The 19,805-nt window shown below is 71.7% G+C and carries 19 protein-coding genes; 12 read left to right on the forward strand and 7 right to left on the reverse strand.

The annotated features are described in order from the left end of the window. Positions 1–68: 68 nt before the first annotated feature. From ACIQR3_RS10095 to ACIQR3_RS10110, 4 genes are all read left to right on the forward strand, one after another. The gene (locus tag ACIQR3_RS10095; RefSeq protein WP_403536720.1) at positions 69–1,394 is read left to right on the forward strand and encodes a CynX/NimT family MFS transporter; all 1,326 of its coding nucleotides are present in this window, start codon (positions 69–71) and stop codon (positions 1,392–1,394) included. 34 nt (positions 1,395–1,428) lie between these two features. Next, a complete protein-coding gene (locus ACIQR3_RS10100; protein ID WP_251076200.1) occupies positions 1,429–1,545 on the forward strand; it encodes an SGM_5486 family transporter-associated protein in 117 nt (38 codons plus the stop codon). Between the two features lie 203 nt (positions 1,546–1,748). Beyond that, complete coding sequence (locus ACIQR3_RS10105; RefSeq protein ID WP_403536723.1) at positions 1,749–1,952, forward strand: hypothetical protein; 204 nt, start codon at positions 1,749–1,751, stop codon at positions 1,950–1,952. Between the two features lie 112 nt (positions 1,953–2,064). Then, entirely contained in the window at positions 2,065–2,583 is a 519-nt protein-coding gene (locus ACIQR3_RS10110; protein ID WP_215173947.1) for a histidine phosphatase family protein, read from the forward strand. Positions 2,584–2,657: 74 nt separating this feature from the next. Here ACIQR3_RS10110 and serB read toward each other — a convergent pair whose 3' ends face one another. After that, positions 2,658–3,950 (reverse strand): phosphoserine phosphatase SerB, encoded by a 1,293-nt coding sequence (serB, locus tag ACIQR3_RS10115; protein ID WP_403536726.1) that lies wholly within the window; start codon positions 3,948–3,950, stop codon positions 2,658–2,660. A 119-nt stretch (positions 3,951–4,069) separates the two neighbouring features. Further along, positions 4,070–6,013 carry a streptophobe family protein gene (locus tag ACIQR3_RS10120; RefSeq protein ID WP_403536729.1) on the reverse strand — a complete coding sequence of 648 codons (1,944 nt, stop codon included), beginning with the start codon at positions 6,011–6,013 and terminating at the stop codon, positions 4,070–4,072. 242 nt (positions 6,014–6,255) lie between these two features. Here ACIQR3_RS10120 and ACIQR3_RS10125 point away from each other — a divergent pair, with 242 nt between their 5' ends. Next, positions 6,256–8,859, forward strand: coding sequence for an FHA domain-containing protein (locus ACIQR3_RS10125; RefSeq protein WP_403536732.1), 2,604 nt, complete (start codon positions 6,256–6,258; stop codon positions 8,857–8,859). Positions 8,860–8,977: 118 nt separating this feature from the next. Here ACIQR3_RS10125 and ACIQR3_RS10130 read toward each other — a convergent pair whose 3' ends face one another. Beyond that, positions 8,978–9,685 (reverse strand): transglycosylase SLT domain-containing protein, encoded by a 708-nt coding sequence (locus ACIQR3_RS10130; RefSeq protein WP_403536735.1) that lies wholly within the window; start codon positions 9,683–9,685, stop codon positions 8,978–8,980. 890 nt (positions 9,686–10,575) lie between these two features. On the opposite strand from ACIQR3_RS10130, the gene ACIQR3_RS10135 reads away from it, so the two are divergent. The 3 genes from ACIQR3_RS10135 to chpE all read left to right on the forward strand — a co-directional run bounded on the left by ACIQR3_RS10135 (position 10,576) and on the right by chpE (position 12,731). After that, a complete protein-coding gene (locus ACIQR3_RS10135; protein ID WP_403536738.1) occupies positions 10,576–11,721 on the forward strand; it encodes a GAF domain-containing sensor histidine kinase in 1,146 nt (381 codons plus the stop codon). After that, positions 11,714–12,370 carry a response regulator gene (locus ACIQR3_RS10140; protein ID WP_403536740.1) on the forward strand — a complete coding sequence of 219 codons (657 nt, stop codon included), beginning with the start codon at positions 11,714–11,716 and terminating at the stop codon, positions 12,368–12,370. The genes ACIQR3_RS10135 and ACIQR3_RS10140 overlap by 8 nt, the downstream gene beginning before the upstream one ends. Before the next feature lie 112 nt (positions 12,371–12,482). Then, the gene (gene chpE / locus ACIQR3_RS10145) at positions 12,483–12,731 is read left to right on the forward strand and encodes a chaplin ChpE (protein WP_403536743.1); all 249 of its coding nucleotides are present in this window, start codon (positions 12,483–12,485) and stop codon (positions 12,729–12,731) included. Between the two features lie 175 nt (positions 12,732–12,906). On the opposite strand, the gene ACIQR3_RS10150 is transcribed toward chpE, so the two are convergent. Further along, a complete protein-coding gene (locus ACIQR3_RS10150; protein WP_403536745.1) occupies positions 12,907–13,689 on the reverse strand; it encodes a hypothetical protein in 783 nt (260 codons plus the stop codon). A gap of 261 nt (positions 13,690–13,950) precedes the next feature. Between ACIQR3_RS10150 and ACIQR3_RS10155 the strand changes: the two genes are divergently transcribed. From ACIQR3_RS10155 to ACIQR3_RS10165, 3 genes are all read left to right on the forward strand, one after another. Further along, the gene (locus ACIQR3_RS10155; RefSeq protein ID WP_215174497.1) at positions 13,951–14,748 is read left to right on the forward strand and encodes an ABC transporter ATP-binding protein; all 798 of its coding nucleotides are present in this window, start codon (positions 13,951–13,953) and stop codon (positions 14,746–14,748) included. Between the two features lie 79 nt (positions 14,749–14,827). Beyond that, a complete protein-coding gene (locus tag ACIQR3_RS10160; protein ID WP_215174495.1) occupies positions 14,828–15,259 on the forward strand; it encodes an NfeD family protein in 432 nt (143 codons plus the stop codon). 160 nt (positions 15,260–15,419) lie between these two features. Continuing rightward, positions 15,420–16,361, forward strand: coding sequence for an SPFH domain-containing protein (locus ACIQR3_RS10165; RefSeq protein WP_215174493.1), 942 nt, complete (start codon positions 15,420–15,422; stop codon positions 16,359–16,361). 115 nt (positions 16,362–16,476) lie between these two features. Here the strand turns inward: ACIQR3_RS10165 and ACIQR3_RS10170 are convergent, their stop codons facing one another. The 3 genes from ACIQR3_RS10170 to ACIQR3_RS10180 form a co-directional block, all read right to left on the reverse strand. Then, positions 16,477–16,983 carry an HNH endonuclease gene (locus ACIQR3_RS10170; protein WP_215174490.1) on the reverse strand — a complete coding sequence of 169 codons (507 nt, stop codon included), beginning with the start codon at positions 16,981–16,983 and terminating at the stop codon, positions 16,477–16,479. Positions 16,984–17,138: 155 nt separating this feature from the next. Next, positions 17,139–17,678 (reverse strand): YbhB/YbcL family Raf kinase inhibitor-like protein, encoded by a 540-nt coding sequence (locus ACIQR3_RS10175; protein ID WP_403536750.1) that lies wholly within the window; start codon positions 17,676–17,678, stop codon positions 17,139–17,141. Between the two features lie 42 nt (positions 17,679–17,720). After that, positions 17,721–18,503, reverse strand: a complete 783-nt coding sequence (locus tag ACIQR3_RS10180) for a sporulation protein (protein WP_215174486.1) — start codon at positions 18,501–18,503, stop codon at positions 17,721–17,723. 150 nt (positions 18,504–18,653) lie between these two features. Here ACIQR3_RS10180 and ACIQR3_RS10185 point away from each other — a divergent pair, with 150 nt between their 5' ends. Continuing rightward, positions 18,654–19,295, forward strand: coding sequence for a DNA-3-methyladenine glycosylase (locus ACIQR3_RS10185; RefSeq protein WP_403536753.1), 642 nt, complete (start codon positions 18,654–18,656; stop codon positions 19,293–19,295). Positions 19,296–19,805 lie beyond the last annotated feature (510 nt).

The following is a 19,805-nucleotide window of genomic DNA, read 5'->3' on the forward strand; positions in this document are numbered from 1 at the left end:
GGGAGTAGACAATCAGATGAAGAAGCAGACGGTCGGATGAAGTGGACAATCAATCATCCCATGATTCTATGATGGGCCTCATGGCTAGTGAGGACATACGGACGCTGAAGCCCGCCGCCCCGCCCACCCGGCACGAAGAGGGCCAGGGGCCCGAACGGACCGGCACGCGCGCGTGGACGCCGTGGACGACCCGTCTGCTCGTCCTCGGCATCGTGCTCGCCGCGGTCAACCTGCGTCCCGCGATCACCAGCCTCGGCGCGCTCCTGGAGGAGGTCCGCGACGGGCTCGGCATGAGCGGCAGCGTGGCCGGGCTGCTCACCTCCGTGCCGCCGCTCTGCTTCGCCGTCTTCGGCGTCACCGCCCCGCGGCTCGCCCGCCGCTTCGGGCCCGGGGCGGTGGTGTGCGCCGGCATGGCCGCCCTCACCGCCGGGCTGCTGATCCGCCCGTACGCCGGTGGCACCGCCGGGTTCCTGGTCGCCACCGCGCTGGCGCTGATGGGCATCGCGGTCAGCAACGTCCTGATGCCGGTCATCGTCAAGCGCTGGTTCCCCGACCGGGTCGGGTCCATGACCGGCCTGTACTCCATGGCCCTGGCCTGCGGCACCTCGATCGCCGCCGCGGCGACCGTGCCGGTGACCGACGCGCTGGGCGGCGACTGGCAGCCCGGCCTCGCGGTGTGGGCCGCGCTGGCGGCGGTGGCCGTCCTGCCCTGGCTGCGGTTCGTACGGGACCGGGGCGCGGCGCCCACGGCGGCTGCTGCCTCCTCTGCTGCCGCCGCCGCTTCCGCAGAGCCCGCCGAGCGACCCGCGCTGCGCATCACCCGCAGCCGTACCGCCTGGGCGCTGGCCGCCTTCTTCGGACTCCAGGCCACCGCCGCCTACATCACCATGGGCTGGATGGCGCAGATCTTCCGGGACGCGGGCGTCTCCGCCGGCACCGCCGGAGTGCTCCTGGCCGTCACCATGGCGGTGGGCATACCGCTGGCCTTCGTCATCCCGCGCGTGGCGACCCGGCTGCCCCACCAGGGCCCGATGGTGCTCGTCCTCGGCGTCTGCGGCCTCGCCGGGTACGCCGGCCTCTACCTCGCGCCCGCCGGCGGCGCCTGGGCCTGGGCCCTGCTGCTCGGCGTCTCCAACTGCGCCTTCCCGCTGGCCCTGACCATGGTCGGGATGCGGGCGAAGACCGGCCCGGGCGTCGCCCAGCTCTCGGCCTTCGCGCAGAGCACCGGCTATCTGATCTCGATCCCCGGCCCGCTCCTGGTGGGCGTGCTCTACCAGCACAGCGGCGGCTGGGGCCTGCCGATCGCGCTGATGGCGGCCCTGATGGTGCCGCAGATGGTGGCCGGCGTCCTGGCGGGCCGCAACCGCACGGTGGAGGACGAGGCGGCCCGCTGACCGGGCCGCCGGCCCCGGGTGCGAAACTGGTCGCATGCCAGTCCTCGACCCGAACCCCAAGAACGGCCAGAAGAAGATGCTGATCGTCTTCGGCTCGTTCCTCGCGATCTTCGTGATCATCGGCATCGTGGCGACGATCGCCTCCCCGTGACACCGGCCGCCGCCGCGCAGGGGTGGGGGTAACCCCCCGGTCCCCTAGGGGGTGAGACTCAGGGTCGAGTGGGTGGGTCACCGGATGGGACGGCGCCCTCGGATTCCGTACCTTCGTGATGTGACCGCGAATTCCCTGGTGACGGGGGAGCGGCGCAGTACGGACCACGGACCAGGGGACGCCGAAGACCCGCGGAGGCACGCATGTCGACCCCCACGCACACCCACCCCCGCCCGGTCTCCGGCGGCGACGCCGACACCCGGCTGCCCTGGTGGGCGCTGGCCCTGCCGACCCTCGCCTTCGTCCTGCTGCTCGGGCTGATACTCGACCCGTCGGAGGCCCACGCCGCCGGCCGGCCCGCCCTCGCCCACCTCCTGGAGCAGGCCCGGCACCTGGTGGGACGCTGACGCACCCCTCCAGCAGGCGAACCGGACCGGACGCCCCGACCTGCGCCACGGCCCGGAATCCGCGAGCCAACTCCCTGCGCCCCGTGGCCTGTTTCATGCGAAGCTGGAGGGCATGAGCGTCGCAGAACCCCGCAGTATTGTCCTTTTCCGGCATGCGAAAGCCGACTGGCCGCCGGTGTCCGACCATGAGCGACCGCTTGCCGAGCGGGGACGCAAGGACGCCGCGGAGGCCGGACGCCGCCTCACCGACAGCGGCCTCTCCTTCGATCTGGCCCTGTGCTCCACCGCCGTCAGGACCCGCGAGACCTGGAAGCTCGCCGTCCAGGAGTTCCCGCACCGCCCGAAGACGGTCTACGAGGAGCGGATCTACGACGCCTCGCCGGGCGAGCTGATCGCCGTACTCAACGAAACCCCCGACGACCTCGGCAACGTCCTGCTGATCGGCCACAACCCGGGCGTGCAGGGGCTCACCGAGATCCTGGCCGGCTCCGCCGAGGGCGACGTCCGCGAGCGGATGGCGGGCCGGGGCTTCCCCGCCGCCGCCTTCGCGGTGCTGTCCTTCACGGGCCCCTGGAAGTCCCTGGAGCCCGGCGTCGCCACCCTGCGGGACTACTGGGCCCCCGCCGACTGACCCCGCCTCGTCCGACTCCGACGGGCCCGCTGCCGGTCCCCGACCGGTACCGGGCCCTCACGCTCCCGGCGTGCTCAGCGGTCCTCGTCCGTGGCCCGGCCCTCGGCCCCGGCCCGGTCGTCGGTCTCCGGCCGGTCCTCGGCCCCGGCCCGGTCGAGGAGCTGCTGGTCGAGGGTGTCCGCCGCCTCGACCTCCTCACGGGTGATGCCCAGCAGATACAGGACGGTGTCCAGGAACGGCACGTTCACCGCGGTGTGCGCGGCCTGCCGCACCACCGGCTTGGCGTTGAAGGCCACCCCGAGCCCGGCGGCGTTCAGCATGTCCAGGTCGTTGGCGCCGTCCCCGATCGCCACGGTCTGCGACAGCGGTACGCCCGCCTCCGCCGCGAACCGGCGCAGCAGCCGCGCCTTGCCCGCCCGGTCCACGATCTCCCCGGTGACCCGCCCGGTCAGCTTCCCGTCGACTATTTCCAGGGTGTTGGCCTGGGCGAAGTCCAGCCCCAGCCGCTCCTTCAGATCATCGGTGACCTGGGTGAACCCGCCCGAGACGACGCCCACCTGGTAGCCGAGCCGCTTCAGCGTACGGATCAGGGTGCGCGCCCCCGGCGTCAGCCGCACCTCGCTGCGCACCTTGTCCACGACCGAGGCGTCCAGACCCTCCAGCAGCGCCACGCGCGCGTGCAGCGACTGCTCGAAGTCCAGCTCCCCGCGCATGGCGGCGGCCGTCACCTCGGCGACCTCGGCCTCGCAGCCGGCGTGCGCGGCGAAGAGCTCGATCACCTCGTCCTGGATGACCGTCGAGTCCACGTCCATGACGACCAGCCGCTGAGCCCGCCGGTGCAGCCCCGCGGCGACCACCGCTATGTCGACGCCCAGCGCCGCCGCGTCCGTCACCAGCGCGGTCCGCAACGGCTCGGTCTCCACACCGGACACGGCGAACTCGACCGCCGTCACCGGATACTTCGCCAGCCGGAAGATCCGGTCGATGTTGCCGCCGGCCTTGGTGATCCGGGCGGTGACCTGGGCCGTCGCCTCCGCGGTGAGCGGGTGGCCGAGCACCGTGACCAGGGAGCGGCCGAGGCCGCGCGGCCGGTTGTCGCCGGTGCCGGAGATGATCTCGGCCTGCATCCTCACCGACTCCGCCCAGCTGTGGACGGTGGCCCGCAGCTTGCCCTCCAGCTCCCGCGGCGGCTGCGTCACGAGCGCGCACAGCACCATCCGGCCCCGGGTGACGACCTGCTCGATGTCGACGACGTCGAGGGAGAAGGCGGCGAGGGTGTCGAAGAGGCCCGCCGTGATACCCGGCTGGTCCTTGCCGAAGATCTTGACGAGAAGCGTGGGGACGTCAGAGGTCTGCGTAGCGCTCATGGTGTTCCTACGGTATCCGGCGTCCCGTACCGGACGCGTCCGAGGTCCGTCTGGCGGACACGGAACTCTCGGTGTCGGTCCGGTGGCGCGCACCTGTCGCCGCGGCGACACAGGCGTGGTCACTCCCCGCCTTCGGGCCGCCTCGGCCGACGCGGCCGCCGTGGCGGCGGCGGAGGGGGCGGAGGGGGCGGAGGGGGCGGAGGGGGTGGTGGGGGCGGTGGCGGGGGCACTGGCCCCTCACCCCGACCCGACGGCGGCCGAGGGCGCCGCGGAGCGGGCCTCGGCGGCAGCACCGGCCCGGCGACGGTGGGCGCGCCGTACACATCGTTCCCGTCCGCCCGCCCACGCCCGGCCTCCCCGCCGGGTTCCGGTGGCCGGAGGTAGGGGTTGGTGTCCGGGTTCGGCGGCGGGTAGCCGGAACCGGGACGGTACGGGCCGGGCGGCCCGGCCGGCTCCCCGTACGGAGGCCGCTCCCCGCGCGACGCACCGCTCGGTCGCGACGCTGCCCCGGGGTACGCCGCACCCTGCTGCCCGTACCGAGGCCCGGGCTCGCCGCCCCAGCCACTCGCGTGAGCCGCCCCAGCCGCCCCCGTCGTACCCACCACGCCCACCCCACCCCGTGCCAGCGGCACCGCCCCCCGCCCCGCCGCCCCCGTCGCCCACGCGAGCAACGCCCCGGCCGCCCCCGCCCCCGCCCCCCACACGGCGCCCAGAAGCAGTGCCGTACCGAGGTGCCCGCGCAGCTCGATCCCGGCGCCGAACGCGTCGAAGCCGAGGACGGAGAGCGAGGCGTCGACCGACACCTCCGTCAGCCAGGCCAGCAACGGCAGCGCCAGCGCGGTCGCGACCCCCAGCCGCACCGCACAGCGCCCCGCAAAACCCAGCACCCCCTGCGTCCCTCGTACCCCACGAGTCCCTCGTACCCCCTGCCTCCCCGGTACCCCCCGCACCGCACGCACCGGCGTCCGCACCGCCGTGAGCACCCCCGCCAGCAGCATCATCAGCCCCGCCGCCACCGCCAGCAGCCACACCCGCCCGTCCAGTTCCGCGAGCCGCCCGAGGGTGACCGGCTCACCGGCGTCGACCCGGAGGAGGTCGTCCAGCGGATCCGGCAGCAGGCCGGCCAGTACGCCCGTCGCCCGCCCGTCCCACGGCACGAACAGGCCCACCGGGATGCCGAGCCACACCCCGTTCGGCGCCCCCAGCAGCGCCGCGCCGGCGATCCGCCGGGGGTGCTCGTCGCCGACCGCCGCGTACGCCGCCGCCGCGAGCCCCGCCACCACCGCCAGCACCGCCACCGCGACCAGGGCGGACGCGGCCGGCCGCACCACCCGGTGGGCGGCGTCCCAGCCACGCGGCAGGGGCGTACGGCGCGACGCCAGCAGCGCGACGAGCAGCACCCCCGCGGACCAGCCCAGCCCGCCCAGCAGCGTCGGCACGGTGTCCACCGTGAACCCGACCGCCGCCTCAGCGTCGACGAGTTCCCCCAGCCGGTCGGGCAGCAGCCCGCCGACGTCCCCCAGCCCCGGAACCTCCAGGCCGCCGCCCCCGTCCCCGCCGGGCAGGTCGTCCAGCCCCAGCGAGCCCCCGTCGATCGTGATGACGTCGTGGCCCGCCCAGGCCAGCCCGCCCGTCATCGCCGTGAAAAGGGCGACCACCGCCCCCGCGCGGGCGAGGAGTTCGACGGGCGCCACGGCAACTCCCGCCGCCCGCAACGACCGCAGGAAGAAGAAGGACAGCAGGAGCGCGCCCACCAGGCTCACGCCCAGTGGCGTGATCTCGATGGCGGAGTGCGCCTGCGCGCCCTCCAGCCCGAACACGGACACATCCCCGGACGGCGAGACCGAACCACCCGCCCCGAGCGCCACAGCCGCCGCGGTCATCGGCCCCAACGAGGCCGCGTCGTCCGCCTCAAGGAGGTGCAGCCCCAGCGCCGCCGTCCCCGCCATCCCGATCAACGCCCAGCTCACAGCGGCGACGGCGGACAGCAGTACGTCGCCCCACGGCACTTTCACGCCGTGTTCCGCGACTGCCGCACCTGCCGTACTCCTGGACGCGCTCATGGCAGACCCCCCGATCCGCGCGGCGCGGCCGGGTCGCCGCGCAATGTCCCCCTCGCGTGGATTACCACTCTCCGGGCAGGTTTCAACCCCGTCAACGGAGCCGGATGACGCGTTCTCGCCCGGTTCGCGCAAGGCCCGGCTTTCGGTCACGGGCCGTGCCTGAAATAGTTCCCCCCGATGTTCGACATCCCTAGACTCCCCGTGACGGGGGTACATCGGGGGACAACTCAGTGGGGCTTGGAGTGCCGGAACTCGTACTGGAATCAAACGGGCAGACCTGGACACTCGATCCGTCCAGGTCGTACAACCTCGGGCGCGATCCCCAGGGGGACATAGTGTTCGACGACGCCAGGGTCTCCTGGCGTCACGCCACCGTCCGCTTCGACGGCCGGAGTTGGGTGATCGAGGACCACGGCAGCACCAACGGCACGTTCGTGCAGGGCCGTCGGGTCCACCGGTCGGACCTGGTCCCCGGTGCGGCCGTACACCTGGGCAACGCCACCGACGGCCCGCTGCTGAACCTGTCCGGCACGGCCGCCCCCGTGGCCGCCCCGCAGGCACAGCCCGGCCGGCAGCCGTACGCGGACCAGGGAGCGGAACACGACGCTCCGGCCGCCTACCCGGGTCCCGAGCCCTACTCGGACCCTGAGCCCTACCCGGACCCCGAGCCCTACCGGCAACCGGCGCCCTACCAGCAGCCGCGACTCCACGAACACCCCGCCCCCCACATCCCGCAGCAACACGGCGCGGGCGGCGCAAGCGGCGCAGACGGCGCAGGCAACGCGGACGCCGACGACCCGGCGGGCACGCCGCCGCCCTACGGCGACCGCAGCCCCACCACGCTCCACCACATCTCCCTCGGCCGGGTGATGCGCATCGGCCGCGCCCTGGAGAACGACCTGGTCGTCTCCGACCTCCAGGTCTCCCGCAGCCACGCCGAGTTCCGCTCGACGCCCGACGGCCGCATGGAGATCCGCGACCTCGGCTCGCACAACGGCACGTACGTCAACGGCCAGCCGATCGACAAGGGCGGCTCCCGGCTCCTCGGCCCCGCCGACACCGTGGGCGTCGGCCACTCCACGTTCCGGATCGTCGGCGACCGCCTGGAGGAGTTCGTCGACACCGGCGAGGTCACCTTCTCCGCCCGCCGGCTGACCGTCACCGTCGAGGGCGGCAAGCAGATCCTCAAGGACGTCTCCTTCGGCGTACCGGAGAAGTCGCTGATCGCGGTCATCGGCCCGTCCGGTTCCGGCAAGTCGACCCTGCTCAAGGCGCTCACCGGCTACCGCCCCGCGAACGAGGGCGAGGTCCTCTACGACGGCCGGAACCTGTACAAGCAGTTCGCCGAGCTGCGCCAGCGCATCGGTCTGGTCCCGCAGGACGACATCCTTCACAAGGAGCTGACCGTCCAGAAGGCCCTCACCTACGCCGCCAAGCTCCGCTTCCCGGCCGACACCACGGGCGAGGAGCGCGCGGCCCGCATAGCCGAGGTGCTGCGTGAGCTGAAGCTCGACGTCCACAAGGACAAGAAGGTCACGTCCCTCTCCGGCGGCCAGCGCAAGCGCGTCTCCGTCGCCCTCGAACTGCTCACCAAGCCGTCGCTGATCTTCCTGGACGAGCCGACCAGCGGCCTCGACCCGGGCATGGACCGCGACGTGATGCAGCTGCTGCGCGGCCTGGCCGACGACGGCCGTACCGTCCTCGTCGTCACCCACTCGGTGGCCGAGCTGGCCCTCTGCGACAAACTCCTGGTACTCGCGCCGGGCGGCTCCGTCGCCTACTTCGGCCCGTCCGAGGAGGCACTGAACTTCTTCGGCTACGACACCTGGGCCGACGTCTTCTCCGCCTTCGAGAACTACCGCGACTACGACTGGGCGGGCCGCTGGAAGGGCTCGCAGCACTACCAGATGTACGCCGCCGACCTGGACGCGGTGGCGGCACAGTCCGTGGCGATGCCGCCCATGCAGGCCATGCGACCGCCGAAACCGCAGAGCTGGACGGCACAGTTCGCCACCCTGGTACGGCGCTACGTCTCGGTGATCGCGTCCGACAAAGGCTTCCTCGCCCTGATGGTGATCCTGCCCGCCGTCCTCGGCGCGGTCAGCCTGCCCATCGACTGGGGCACGAGCCTGCTGCCCAACCCGGTGGACGAGCGGACCGGGCAGCCCACCCCGAACAGCACCGCCACCACGGTCCTGCTGATCCTCGCCGTCGGCGCCTGCTTCGCCGGCGCGGCCAACTCCGTCCGCGAGCTGATCAAGGAACGGGTCATCTACGAACGGGAACGCGCGACCGGCCTGTCACGCTCCGCGTACCTGATGTCGAAGGTCTTCGTCCTCGGCGTGATCACCGTGTTCCAGGGCCTGCTGGTCGGCGTCATCGGTTTCTCCACCCGGAAGATCCCCGAGGAGGGCGTGGTCCTCGGCGGCCTCACGCTCCTCGAACTCTCCCTGCCGATCATGGCGCTGGGCTTCACCTCGATGATGTTCGGCCTGATCATCTCCGCGCTGGTGAGGACCGCCGAGAAGACCATGCCGCTGCTGGTCATGTTCGCCATCGTCCAGGTCGTCTTCACGGGCTGCCTGTTCGCCCTGAACGGCGCGGTCGGGGTCAACCAGCTCTCGTACCTGATGCCGTCGCGCTGGGCGGTCGCCGCGGCCGGCGCCACGCTGGACTTCAACCGGATCAGCCCGCCGGAGGCAGGCACCGGCGCCGACCCGCTGTGGGAGCACACCGCCGCCGCCTGGGGCATGGACATGGCCGCCGTACTGGCCCTCGGCGTGATCTGCGGCCTCTTCGTGGCCCGCTTCCTGCGCCGCCACGAGCCCGAGGTCATGCGCAAGTAGACCGCCCCCGCACAGCCCGAAGGGCGGCACCCCAGCAGAGGGGTGCCGCCCTTCGGCACGACGGTGTCACGCGGGCGCGACGGTCACACAGGCGTACGGGAAGAGGTCCGCGCTGACCTCAGTACGCGCTGTTGACGTTGTCGATGGTGCCGTACTTGTCGGCCGCGTAGTTGGCCGCGGCGGTGATGTTGGCCACCGGGTCGTAGATGTCCCAGGAGGTACCGGCCACGTGGTACGCCTTGAAGGTCGGCGGGATCACCTGGAGCAGGCCCTTGGACGGGACGCCGTTGATGGCGTTGATGTCCCAGTCGTTGATGGCCTTCGGGTTGCCCGAGGACTCACGCATGATGTTCTTGTGCAGGCCGTTGTAGGAGCCGGGGATGCCCTTCTCCTTCATGATGTCCAGGGCCTCGCTGATCCAGCCGTTCAGGTTGTTCGCGTAGCTCTTGGCGCTGACCTGCTTCACCTCGGCGCGCTCGGCGGACCGGCTGGCGGACTCCTTGGCGGCGCGCTCCTTGGCGGCGCTCGCCTCGGCCTTCTTCTTGGCGTCGGCGGCGGCCTGCTTCTTCGCGTCGATGGCCGCGACCTTCTCGCTGGCGCCGGCGAGCTGGTCGGTGACGGACGCCTTGACGTCCTTGATCTGCTCGGAGCTGTACGCCACCTTGGCCGCCGGGGCGGCCTCGCTCGTGGCGGTCGTGTGGCCGCTGGCGGGCACCGCGGAGAACGCGAGGGCGGCGGCACCGAGGGTGCCGACACCGGCTATGGCGATCTTGTGGTTGCGGGTCAGGGAACGACTATGGCCACGGGTGAGGATGTTCTTGGGCATGGCGGGATAGACCTCTTCGAGTTGCGCGGAGGTCGCTCTCGTCCTGCGTCAGTACAGGGGTGGTTTCCGTGCTTCCGGCACGAACACCGTGGTTCACAGCCCACGGCACCGAGCGACGTGAGCAATTCTTAGCGGTCGCAAAATCGGCTGGCAAAGGTGTGACGTACGAAGCCGGGTAGTGGATCAGAGGCAGGAGAAACCGGGCGGAATGGACCATTCAGCCGGTCAAATCAGACGAGTCGACCTCCTACTCCTCTTCGTACGTGATCTGTGCCCTATGCGCGGCCTCACACCCGCCCCCCTGCCACCTCACCGCGAGTTGCTGAAGCAATGCGATCCGTGAGTGACTGCAGACCCGCCCCGGGCAGGAGGACCCGCACGGCCGCGCACACACCGCCCGGCCCCCTCGGGCAGCCGTACCGCTGACTTGTCTGCCACCGCTGCCTCCGCGCGCCGCGCACGCGCGCGCGTGGAAGGCCGGAGGACACGACCATGCCTCGCACCCGCGCGGTCGCCGCGCACGCGCGCGCGTGGAAGGCCGACCACAGCGGCCCCCGCCGACACGCTCCGGCCGACGGCCCGCACGCGCGCGTAGAGGGCCGGTCACCGGCATGCGGCGGTCACGCGTGCGCAACGTGCCGGCCACCGGCCGATCCTCTGCCGGATCCGGCCATACCGCCCGGGACCGCCGGGGCCCGCCCCGGGCCGCCCGGGACCGCCGGGGCCCGCCCCGGGACCACCCGGGACCGCCGGGGCCCGCCCGGGCCCGCCCGGGACCGCCGGGGCCCGCCCGGGCCCGCCCGGGACCTCCGCCCTAGGACCACCGACCCGCCTCACCGCCCGCCACAGGTCCGATCCGCGCTGTCACACCCCGCCGGTACCGTGAGGTCATGAGTCACGGCCCCCGGTCCGGCCTCGCCGCGGTCAGCTCCGCGCTGCTGGCCATGAGCAGGCACCTGGAGGTGCGCGACGTCCTCAAGACGATCGTCGCCTCGGCCCGCGAACTGCTCGACGCGCGGTACGCGGCCCTCGGCGTCCCCGACGACCACGGCGGCTTCGCCCAGTTCGTGGTGGACGGCGTCAGCGACGAGCAGTGGAAGGCCATCGGCCCCCTGCCCCGCCAGCACGGCATCCTCGCCGCGATGCTGCACGACGCCCGCCCCCAGCGCCTGGCCGACGTCCGCGAGGACCCCCGCTTCGGCGGCTGGCCGTCCGCCCACCCCGACCTCGCCGACTTCCTCGGCCTGCCGATCCGCGACGGTGACGAGGTCATCGGCGCGCTCTTCCTGGCCAACAAGAACTGCGACACACCGCGGACCGGCTGCGGCTTCACCCAGGACGACGAGGAACTGCTCGGCATCCTCGCCCAGCACGCCGCCATCGCCCTCACCAACGCCCGCCTCTACGAGCGCAGCCGCGAACTGACCATCGCCGAGGAACGCACCCGCCTCGCCCACGAGCTGCACGACGCGGTCAGCCAGAAACTGTTCTCCCTGCGCCTCACCGCCCAGGCCGCCGCCCGCCTGGTGGACCGCGACCCCGCCCGCGCCAAGGACGAGCTCCAGCAGGTGGCCGCCCTGGCCGCCGAGGCCACGGACGAGCTGCGCGCCGCCGTCGTCGAGCTGCGCCCCGCCGCCCTGGACGAGGACGGCCTCGTCGCCACCCTGCGCACCCACGTCCAGGTTTTCGACCGCGCCCACACCGCGCGCGTGACCTTCACCGGCCACGGCGTCCGGGCACTGCCCGCCGCCCAGGAGGAGGCCGCGCTGCGCGTCGCCCAGGAGGCACTGCACAACGCCCTGCGGCACTCCGGCGCCGAGCACGTCGACGTGACGCTGCACCGGGCCGGGGCGGGCGCCGTGCTGCGGGTCACGGACGACGGCGGCGGCTTCGACCCGCAGGCCGTGCACCGCGCGGGGCGCCATCTGGGCCTGGTCTCCATGCGGGACCGGGCGAGCGGGGTCGGCGGCAGCCTGACCATTGAATCGGCGCCCGGCAAGGGCACCACGATCACGATGGAGGTCCCCGGTGGCTGAAGCGATCAAGGTGCTGCTCGTCGACGACCACCAGGTGGTCCGCCGCGGCCTGCGCACCTTCCTGGAGGTCCAGGACGACATCGAGGTGGTCGGAGAGGCCGCGGACGGCGCCGAGGGAGTCGCCCGCGCCACAGAGCTGGACCCCGACGTCATCCTCATGGACGTCAAGATGCCGGGCATGGACGGCGTGGAGGCCCTGCGCCGGCTCCGCGCACTCGGCCACCCCGCGCGCGTACTGATCGTCACCAGCTTCACCGAGCAGCGCACGGTCGTCCCGGCGCTGCGCGCGGGCGCCGCCGGGTACGTCTACAAGGACGTCGACCCCGACGCGCTCGCCGGCGCCATCCGCTCGGTGCACGCCGGGCACATCCTGCTCCAGCCCGAGGTCGCGGGCACCCTGCTCTCGGCCGAGGGCGCCGGGCCCGGCCACGGCAGGGCCGGCTCCCTCACGGACCGGGAGCGCGAGGTGCTGGCCCTGATAGCGGACGGCCGCTCCAACCGGGAGATCGCCCGCGCCCTGGTCCTCTCCGAGAAGACGGTGAAGACCCACGTCTCCAACATCCTCATGAAACTCGACCTCGCGGACCGCACCCAGGCCGCGCTGTGGGCCGTACGCCACGGCAGTGCGGAGGGTTCCGTTCCGGAGTGAGATTCATACCGTCGTGGGAATGGCCCCCGAATGGCGCAACCTCCCGGGGACGCCGCCGTTCTCCAGTGCGTGCCGCGGCGCCTGCCGCGGTGATCGCAAGGAGGGGTTGTACGTGAAGAACCTGAAGAAGGCAGCGGCCGTGACGATGGTGGCCGGCGGGCTGGTCGCCGCCGGTGCCGGCCTGGCCTCCGCCACCCCCGGCGGTGCCGGTGCCCACGGCGAGGCCATCGGCTCCCCGGGCGTCGCCTCGGGCAACGTCGTCCAGGCGCCGATCCACATTCCGGTCAACGCCGTGGGCAACAGCGTGAACGTGATCGGCGTCCTGAACCCGGCCTTCGGCAACGAGGGCGTCAACCACTGACGGTCGCCGCCACGGGGGTGCCGTGCGCCTCGCCGCCCCGCGGGCAGCCGCCCCGCTGACCCGCGGGACGACCGTGCCACGGGCGGCACGGGGCGGGTGCGGACGGCACCCCGTCGACGCCGGGCCGGGGTGACCCGGCCGGCCCGCACCGACGCCGGCCACCGGCCCGGGGACGTCACCCCCGCTCGCGTTCCTCCACGACGGAGTTGTACGCCGCCACCAAGGCCCGCCGAGCCGTCCGCTCCACCGGCCGCAGCGCATGCGACCGCGCCGCCATCTCGGACGCGCTCACCGCGCCCCCGTGCCCGTTCTCGTACGCCAGCGAGACCAGCGCGCCCACCCGCTGCGCCAGCTCCAGCACCCGCGCCGCCCGTGGCGGGTACCCCGGCGCCAGCACCTCGCGTCCCGCCTCCGCCCGCGCCCGGTACGCGGCGACCGCCGCCTGCGCCACCGGTCCCGACCCGGCCACGTCGAGCCGCGTCAGCACCTCGGTCGCCTCCCGGAGCGCCTCCGCCAACTCCCGCTCGGCCTCCGCCAACGACAGCACGTCCGCGGGCGGCGCCTCGCGCACCGGCAGGCAGTGCCAGACGACCTCCACATGGACATCGCCCTCGGGCCCCGCCTCGTACACCTCGGGCACCAGCCCCAGCGCCGCCCCGTGACAGACCACCGCCTCCTCGGCCTCCAGCGCCCGCGCGTTGAACTCCGGCGGCCCGCTCAGCCCCAGCGGATGCCCCGGCGCCGGCAGCGCGACCCGCAGCCCGGTCACCCCGAGCGCCCGCAACCGGCCCAGCGCCAGCGTCAGCCCGACCGGCGCCGACTCACCCGGCAGCCCCGCCACGCGGTGCACCGCGTCCTCCCCGACGATCGCGAGCACGGCGTCATCCGGCGAGACGACTCCGACAAGTAGTGCGTTTCCCCAGGCGGCGAGCCGCCCTGCACGTGGTTCCGTGAGCATGCCCACCACCCTAGAGCGCCCCTGACGGACCACCGAGGCGTCGCGACGCCCGGCACCCCGTCTTCCGGGACGACCGACGCCGACCCCGCACGACCCCACGCCGACCCGTCAGAGGCACCCTGGAGACCGGCCCGATGGAACGGCGGAGCCGACCGGTGGCGTAGATTTCGTAGAGGGCGGCGCCCACCGGCGCGGCCGACCGAGCCACAGGCGTACGCGACAGCCGAGACCGGCCACACTGTAAGGGGAGACAACGCGCTCATGAGCGATGTTCTGGAGCTTCAGGACGTATCCGTGGTCCGCGAGGGCCGGGCTCTGGTGGACCAGGTCTCCTGGTCGGTCAAGGAGGGCGAGCGCTGGGTGATCCTCGGCCCCAACGGCGCCGGCAAGACCACCCTCCTCAACCTCGCCTCCAGTTACCTCTTCCCCAGCCAGGGCACCGCCACCATCCTCGGCGAGACCCTCGGCAAGCCGGGCACCGACGTCTTCGAACTGCGCCCCCGCATCGGCATGGCCGGCATCGCCATGACCGAGAAGCTGCCCAAGCGCCAGACCGTCCTGGAGACCGTGCTGACCGCCGCGTACGGCATGACGGCCACCTGGCAGGAGGACTACGAGGAGATCGACGAGCAGCGCGCCCGCGCCTTCCTCGACCGCCTCGGCATGACCGAGTTCCTCGACCGGAAGTTCGGCACCCTCTCCGAGGGCGAGCGCAAGCGCACCCTCATCGCCCGCGCCCTGATGACCGACCCCGAACTGCTCCTCCTCGACGAGCCCGCCGCCGGTCTCGACCTCGGGGGCCGCGAGGACCTCGTACGCCGCCTCGGCCGCCTCGCCCGCGACCCGATCGCCCCCTCGATGATCATGGTCACCCACCACGTCGAGGAGATCGCCCCCGGCTTCACCCACGTCCTGATGATCCGTCAGGGCAAGGTACTGGCCGCCGGCCCGCTGGAGTTGGAGCTGACCTCCCGCAACCTCTCCCTCTGCTTCGGCCTCCCGCTCGTCGTGGAACAGGTCGGCGACCGCTGGACCGCACAGGGCCTCCCGCTCACCTGACCCACCCCGCCCCGGCCCGACCCACTCCGTCCCCTTTGCGCCCTGTCCCCGCAGCGACCCCCGGACCTACCATGACCATGTGAACGACATCGACGCATGGGTGTGGTGGCTCGTCGCCGCGGCAGCACTCGGAATTCCCCTCGTCGTGACCGCGATGCCGGAGTTCGGCATGCTCGCCGTGGGCGCCGTCGCCGCGGCGATCGCCTCCGGGATCGGGGCCGGCGTCGTCGTACAGGTCCTCGTCTTCGTCATCGTCTCGGTCGCCCTCATCGCGGTGGTGCGCCCGATCGCGGCCCGGCACCGCAAGGACCGCCCCCAACTCCTCTCGGGCGTCGAGGCGTTGAAGGGCAGACAGGCCGTCGTCCTCGAACGCGTCGACGGCTCCGGCGGCCGGGTCAAGCTGGCCGGCGAGATCTGGTCGGCCCGCTCCCTCGACACCGCACGCGCCTACGACGTGGGACAGGAGGTGGACGTCGTGGACATCGAGGGCGCGACCGCGATCATCATGTGACGACGCACCACCCAACTGGGCGAACAGCCCCCGAGGCGGGCGACGGTCTGTCAGACTCGACCAGCAAGATCCTCAACAGCCGTAAGATCAACAGCCGTAAGATCAGCAGCAGTCAGGATCTGCCAAGAGCGCCGAGGCGGAGAAGGGTACGGGAACGACCATGCAACCGGTCATCATCGTCTTGATCATCCTGGTGGTGTTGGTCTTCATCGCCCTGATCAAGACGATCCAGGTCATCCCACAGGCCAGCGCCGCCATCGTCGAGCGCTTCGGCCGCTACACACGCACGCTGAACGCGGGCCTCAACATCGTCGTCCCGTTCATCGACACCATCCGCAACCGCATCGACCTGCGCGAACAGGTCGTCCCGTTCCCGCCGCAGCCGGTGATCACCCAGGACAACCTGGTGGTCAACATCGACACGGTCATCTACTACCAGGTCACCGACGCCCGCGCCGCGACCTACGAGGTCGCCAGCTACATCCAGGCGATCGAGCAGCTCACCGTCACCACCCTGCGCAACATCATCGGTGGCATGGACCTGGAGCGCACCCTGACCTCCCGCGAGGAGATCAACGCGGCCCTGCGCGGCGTCCTCGACGAGGCCACCGGCAAGTGGGGCATCCGCGTCAACCGCGTCGAACTGAAGGCGATCGAGCCGCCCACCTCCATCCAGGACTCGATGGAGAAGCAGATGCGCGCCGACCGCGACAAGCGCGCCGCGATCCTCCAGGCCGAAGGTGTCCGGCAGTCCGAGATCCTGCGCGCCGAGGGCGAGAAGCAGTCCCAGATCCTGCGCGCCGAAGGCGAGGCCAAGGCCGCCGCCCTGCGCGCCGAGGGCGAGGCCCAGGCCGTCCGTACGGTCTTCGAGGCCATCCACGCCGGAGACCCGGACCAGAAGCTGCTCTCGTACCAGTACCTCCAGATGCTGCCGAAGATCGCCGAGGGCGACGCCAACAAGCTCTGGATCGTCCCCAGCGAGATCGGCGACGCCCTCAAGGGCCTGTCCGGCGCCATGGGCAACTTCGGCGGCCTGGGCGGCGGTCCGGCCACCGGCACCGTCCCGCCCCAGGAGCGCCGCGAGAAGCCGTCCATCGACTGACGCGCCCCGAAAGGGGCGCGGGGCTGTATCGATGTGCGGTTCCGCCGCGTGGGCGCGACCAGCCACATCCCACCCGCAGCCGGTGAACAACCACCGCGCCCCTACGGCGAAACCATCAAGCCGCGTCCAGGACCAACCAGTCCGGCAGCGCGGCGAAGTCCTCCCGCCCCAGCGCCAGCAACATCGCGTCCGCAGGAGTCGGCTCGAAAGGCTGACGCAGCAACGGCATTCCCGCCTGCTCAGGCGTCCGGTTCGCCTTCCGGTGATTGTCCTCCGCGCAGGAGGCCACCGTGTTCAGCCAGGTGTCCTGCCCGCCGTGCGACCGCGGCACCACGTGGTCCACGGTCGTCGCCCGCCGCCCGCAGTACGCGCACCGGTGCCGGTCCCGGACCAGCACCCCCCGCCGCGACCACGGAGCACGTCTTCGGAAGGGCACCCGTACGTATTGGCACAGCCTGATCACCCGGGGCGCCGGTATGTCCAGCGCGGCTCCGCGCATCCGCAGTTCGGGGTGGGCCTGTTCGACGACGGCCTTGTCCTGCAGCACCAGAACGACGGCTCGGTTCAACGTCACCGTAGACAGCGGCTCGAAGCTCGCGTTGAGCACCAGCGTGTCCCGCATACCAGCCCACCTCCCGTGCGCACCGGCCCACCCCCTGGCGGGCTGGATCAACTCTGGCCGGGCACGCCGGGATGGACAACGCAATAAAAATGCCCGTCCCTGATCACTTCCAAGACCAGGGACGGGCAAACGTTCCATGAACGCTCACATGCGGATCAGCCCTCGGCGGGCACCTCGTACTCACCGATCAAGTGCGCCCGCGCGATCGTGTGGAACCGCAGGTTGAAGCCGACGAACGCCGGAGTCGCCTCGGCGTCCGGCCCCAGCTTCTCCTGGTCCACGGCGTACACCGTGAACACGTACCGGTGCGGCCCGTCCCCGGCCGGCGGAGCGGCACCGCCGAAGTCCTTGCTGCCGTAGTCGTTGCGCACCTGGACGGCACCGTCCGGCAGCCCCTCGAACGTCCCGTTGCCCGCACCCGCCGGCAGCTCCGTCACCGAGGCCGGGATGTCGAACACCACCCAGTGCCAGAACCCGCTCCCCGTAGGCGCGTCCGGGTCGTAGCAGGTCACGGCGAAGCTCTTGGTCTCGGGCGGAAAGCCCTCCCACCGCAAGTGCGGCGAGGTGTTGCCGGCCGCGTAGACCTGAGCGTCCTTGAGCGTCGCCCCTTCCTGCACGTCCTCACTCGTCACCGTGAACGCCGGCACGGGCGGGTGGAAGTCATGGGGGAGCGGCCGCCGCTTGTGCTCGGTCACCTCGGGTACCTCCTGATCGGGTTCGTCTCGTCGATCCCGAGCCTAGAACCAGTTCCGCTTGCTGCCGACCTCGGACAGCCACTGGTTGAGGTACGCCGCCCAGTCGGTCCCCTGGTAGTCGTGCAGCCCGACCTGGAACGACCGGAAGGTGTCGCTGCCCTCGCTGAACAGCCCCGGCTTCTTGTCCATCTCCAGGATGACGTCCATCGCCTGCTCGTCGGCGACGAAGCTCAGCTCGACCTGGTTCAGCCCCCGGTACTGCTGCGGCGGCTGGAACTCCAGCTCCTGGTAGAACGGCAGCTGCTGCCGCGTCCCCCGGATGTGCCCGCGCTCCATGTCCGCGTTCTTGAAGCGGAAGCCCAGCTGGATGAACGCGTCCAGGATCGCCTTCTGCGCCGGCAGCGGGTGCACGTTGACCGGGTCCAGGTCACTGGAGTCGACGGCCCGCGCGATCGCCAGTTCGGTCGTCACCCCGATGTTCATCCCGCGCAGCGCCTGCCCGTCGATCATGGTGACCGGGGTCTCCCACGGAATCTCCAGACCGAACGGCACCGCGTGCACCGCCCCGGCCTGCAACTCGAAGGCACCCCCCAGGCTCGCCTTCGCGAACTCGATGTCCTGCTTGTACTCCTGGTCGCCGCTCTCCACCTCGACCTTGGCCTGCAGCCCGACCGACAGCCCTTCGATCTGCTGGTTCACGGACCCGCCCTGGATCCGCACCTCACCCTGGACGACGCCGCCCGGCACGACGTTCACCTCGTTCAGCACCGTCTCGACCGAGGCCCCGCCGGCTCCCAGACTCGCGAGCAGCTTCTTGAACGCCATGTCTCTCCCTCTCCAGCGCTTGCGCGTGAACCGAACCCTTGATCCCTACATACGCGATCCGGCCGTGGCCGGTTCCGCGCCCCACCCTGACAAGCCGCCCGCGCCCTGACCACCCCACCGCCCGTACCGTCTGCGTTACGCTCGGACGGCATGATCGCGACCCTTGACCGTACGCCCCTGCCGAGGGAGTTCTTCGACCGCCCCGTCCTCGACGTGGCACCCGACCTCCTGGGCCGCGTCCTCGTCCGCACCACCCCCGACGGCCCGATCGCCCTCCGCCTGACAGAGGTCGAGGCCTACGACGGTCAGAACGACCCCGGCTCCCACGCCTACCGCGGCCGCACCGCCCGCAACGACGTGATGTTCGGTCCCCCCGGACACGTCTACGTCTACTTCACCTACGGCATGTGGTTCTGCATGAACCTGGTGTGCGGTCCCGAGGGGAGGGCGAGCGCGGTCCTGCTCCGCGCCGGCGAGATCGTCGAGGGAGCGGAACAAGCCCGGACCCGTCGCCTCTCGGCCCGCAACGACAAGGAACTGGCCAAAGGCCCCGCCCGCCTGGCCACCGCCCTCGGTGTCGACCGGGCCCTGAACGGCACGGACGCCTGCACCGCCGCCGACACCCCGTTGCGCATCCTGACGGGCACGGCCGTACCCCGTGACCAGGTACGCAACGGTCCCCGCACCGGCGTGTCCGGCGACGGCGGCGTCCATCCCTGGCGCTACTGGATCGCCGACGACCCGACGGTGAGCCCGTACCGGGCGCATGTACCGAGGCGACGCCGAAGTTGACGCTCCCTTGCGTGCCCCGTAATGTAGTCCGAGCCGCTGAAGCGGGTACGGCGATCGCCACCACCCGGAAGCGGCCAACCCACTACCTAGCACAACCCCTCAGCGGGGTCCTCTTCGGCGTGCCCGCATGCTCGAATGGGAACTCGCGAAAGCCGATTATGAATCGGCAAGGAGACCCGCTAACGTAGTGAATGTCGAAAGGCCGACAGGCGAAAGCCCGAAGCCGATGACAATCCCGCCGACAGGGAATCGGGCCCGATAGGATCTGATAGAGTCGGAACCGCCGGAAAGGGAAACGCGGAAGCGGGAACCTGGAAAGCACCGAGGAAATCAGATCGGAAAAAGATCTGATAGAGTCGGAAACGCAAGACCGAAGGGAAGCGCCCGGAGGAAAGCCTGAGAGAGTCTCTCGGGTGAGTACAAAGGAAGCGTCCGTTCCTTGAGAACTCAACAGCGTGCCAAAAGTCAACGCCAGATATGTTGATACCCCGTCCATCACGTTCGTGATGG

Origin of the sequence: Streptomyces sp. NPDC090994 (genome assembly GCF_044768905.1) — a bacterium.
Classification (GTDB): Bacteria; Actinomycetota; Actinomycetes; order Streptomycetales; family Streptomycetaceae; genus Streptomyces.

Excerpts from the sequence above, each read along its gene's own strand:
- ACIQR3_RS10180 (WP_215174486.1), bottom strand. The coding sequence starts at position 18,503 with ATGGCGTTCAAGAAGCTGCTCGCGAGTCTGGGAGCCGGCGGGGCCTCG.
- ACIQR3_RS10100 (WP_251076200.1), top strand. The coding sequence starts at position 1,429 with ATGCCAGTCCTCGACCCGAACCCCAAGAACGGCCAGAAGAAGATGCTG.
- ACIQR3_RS10155 (WP_215174497.1), top strand. The coding sequence starts at position 13,951 with ATGAGCGATGTTCTGGAGCTTCAGGACGTATCCGTGGTCCGCGAGGGC.
- ACIQR3_RS10165 (WP_215174493.1), top strand. The coding sequence starts at position 15,420 with ATGCAACCGGTCATCATCGTCTTGATCATCCTGGTGGTGTTGGTCTTC.
- ACIQR3_RS10150 (WP_403536745.1), bottom strand. The coding sequence starts at position 13,689 with ATGCTCACGGAACCACGTGCAGGGCGGCTCGCCGCCTGGGGAAACGCA.
- serB (WP_403536726.1), bottom strand. The coding sequence starts at position 3,950 with ATGAGCGCTACGCAGACCTCTGACGTCCCCACGCTTCTCGTCAAGATC.
- ACIQR3_RS10170 (WP_215174490.1), bottom strand. The coding sequence starts at position 16,983 with ATGCGGGACACGCTGGTGCTCAACGCGAGCTTCGAGCCGCTGTCTACG.
- ACIQR3_RS10185 (WP_403536753.1), top strand. The coding sequence starts at position 18,654 with ATGATCGCGACCCTTGACCGTACGCCCCTGCCGAGGGAGTTCTTCGAC.
- ACIQR3_RS10095 (WP_403536720.1), top strand. The coding sequence starts at position 69 with ATGATGGGCCTCATGGCTAGTGAGGACATACGGACGCTGAAGCCCGCC.
- ACIQR3_RS10120 (WP_403536729.1), bottom strand. The coding sequence starts at position 6,013 with ATGAGCGCGTCCAGGAGTACGGCAGGTGCGGCAGTCGCGGAACACGGC.
- ACIQR3_RS10110 (WP_215173947.1), top strand. The coding sequence starts at position 2,065 with ATGAGCGTCGCAGAACCCCGCAGTATTGTCCTTTTCCGGCATGCGAAA.
- ACIQR3_RS10105 (WP_403536723.1), top strand. The coding sequence starts at position 1,749 with ATGTCGACCCCCACGCACACCCACCCCCGCCCGGTCTCCGGCGGCGAC.
- ACIQR3_RS10130 (WP_403536735.1), bottom strand. The coding sequence starts at position 9,685 with ATGCCCAAGAACATCCTCACCCGTGGCCATAGTCGTTCCCTGACCCGC.
- ACIQR3_RS10135 (WP_403536738.1), top strand. The coding sequence starts at position 10,576 with ATGAGTCACGGCCCCCGGTCCGGCCTCGCCGCGGTCAGCTCCGCGCTG.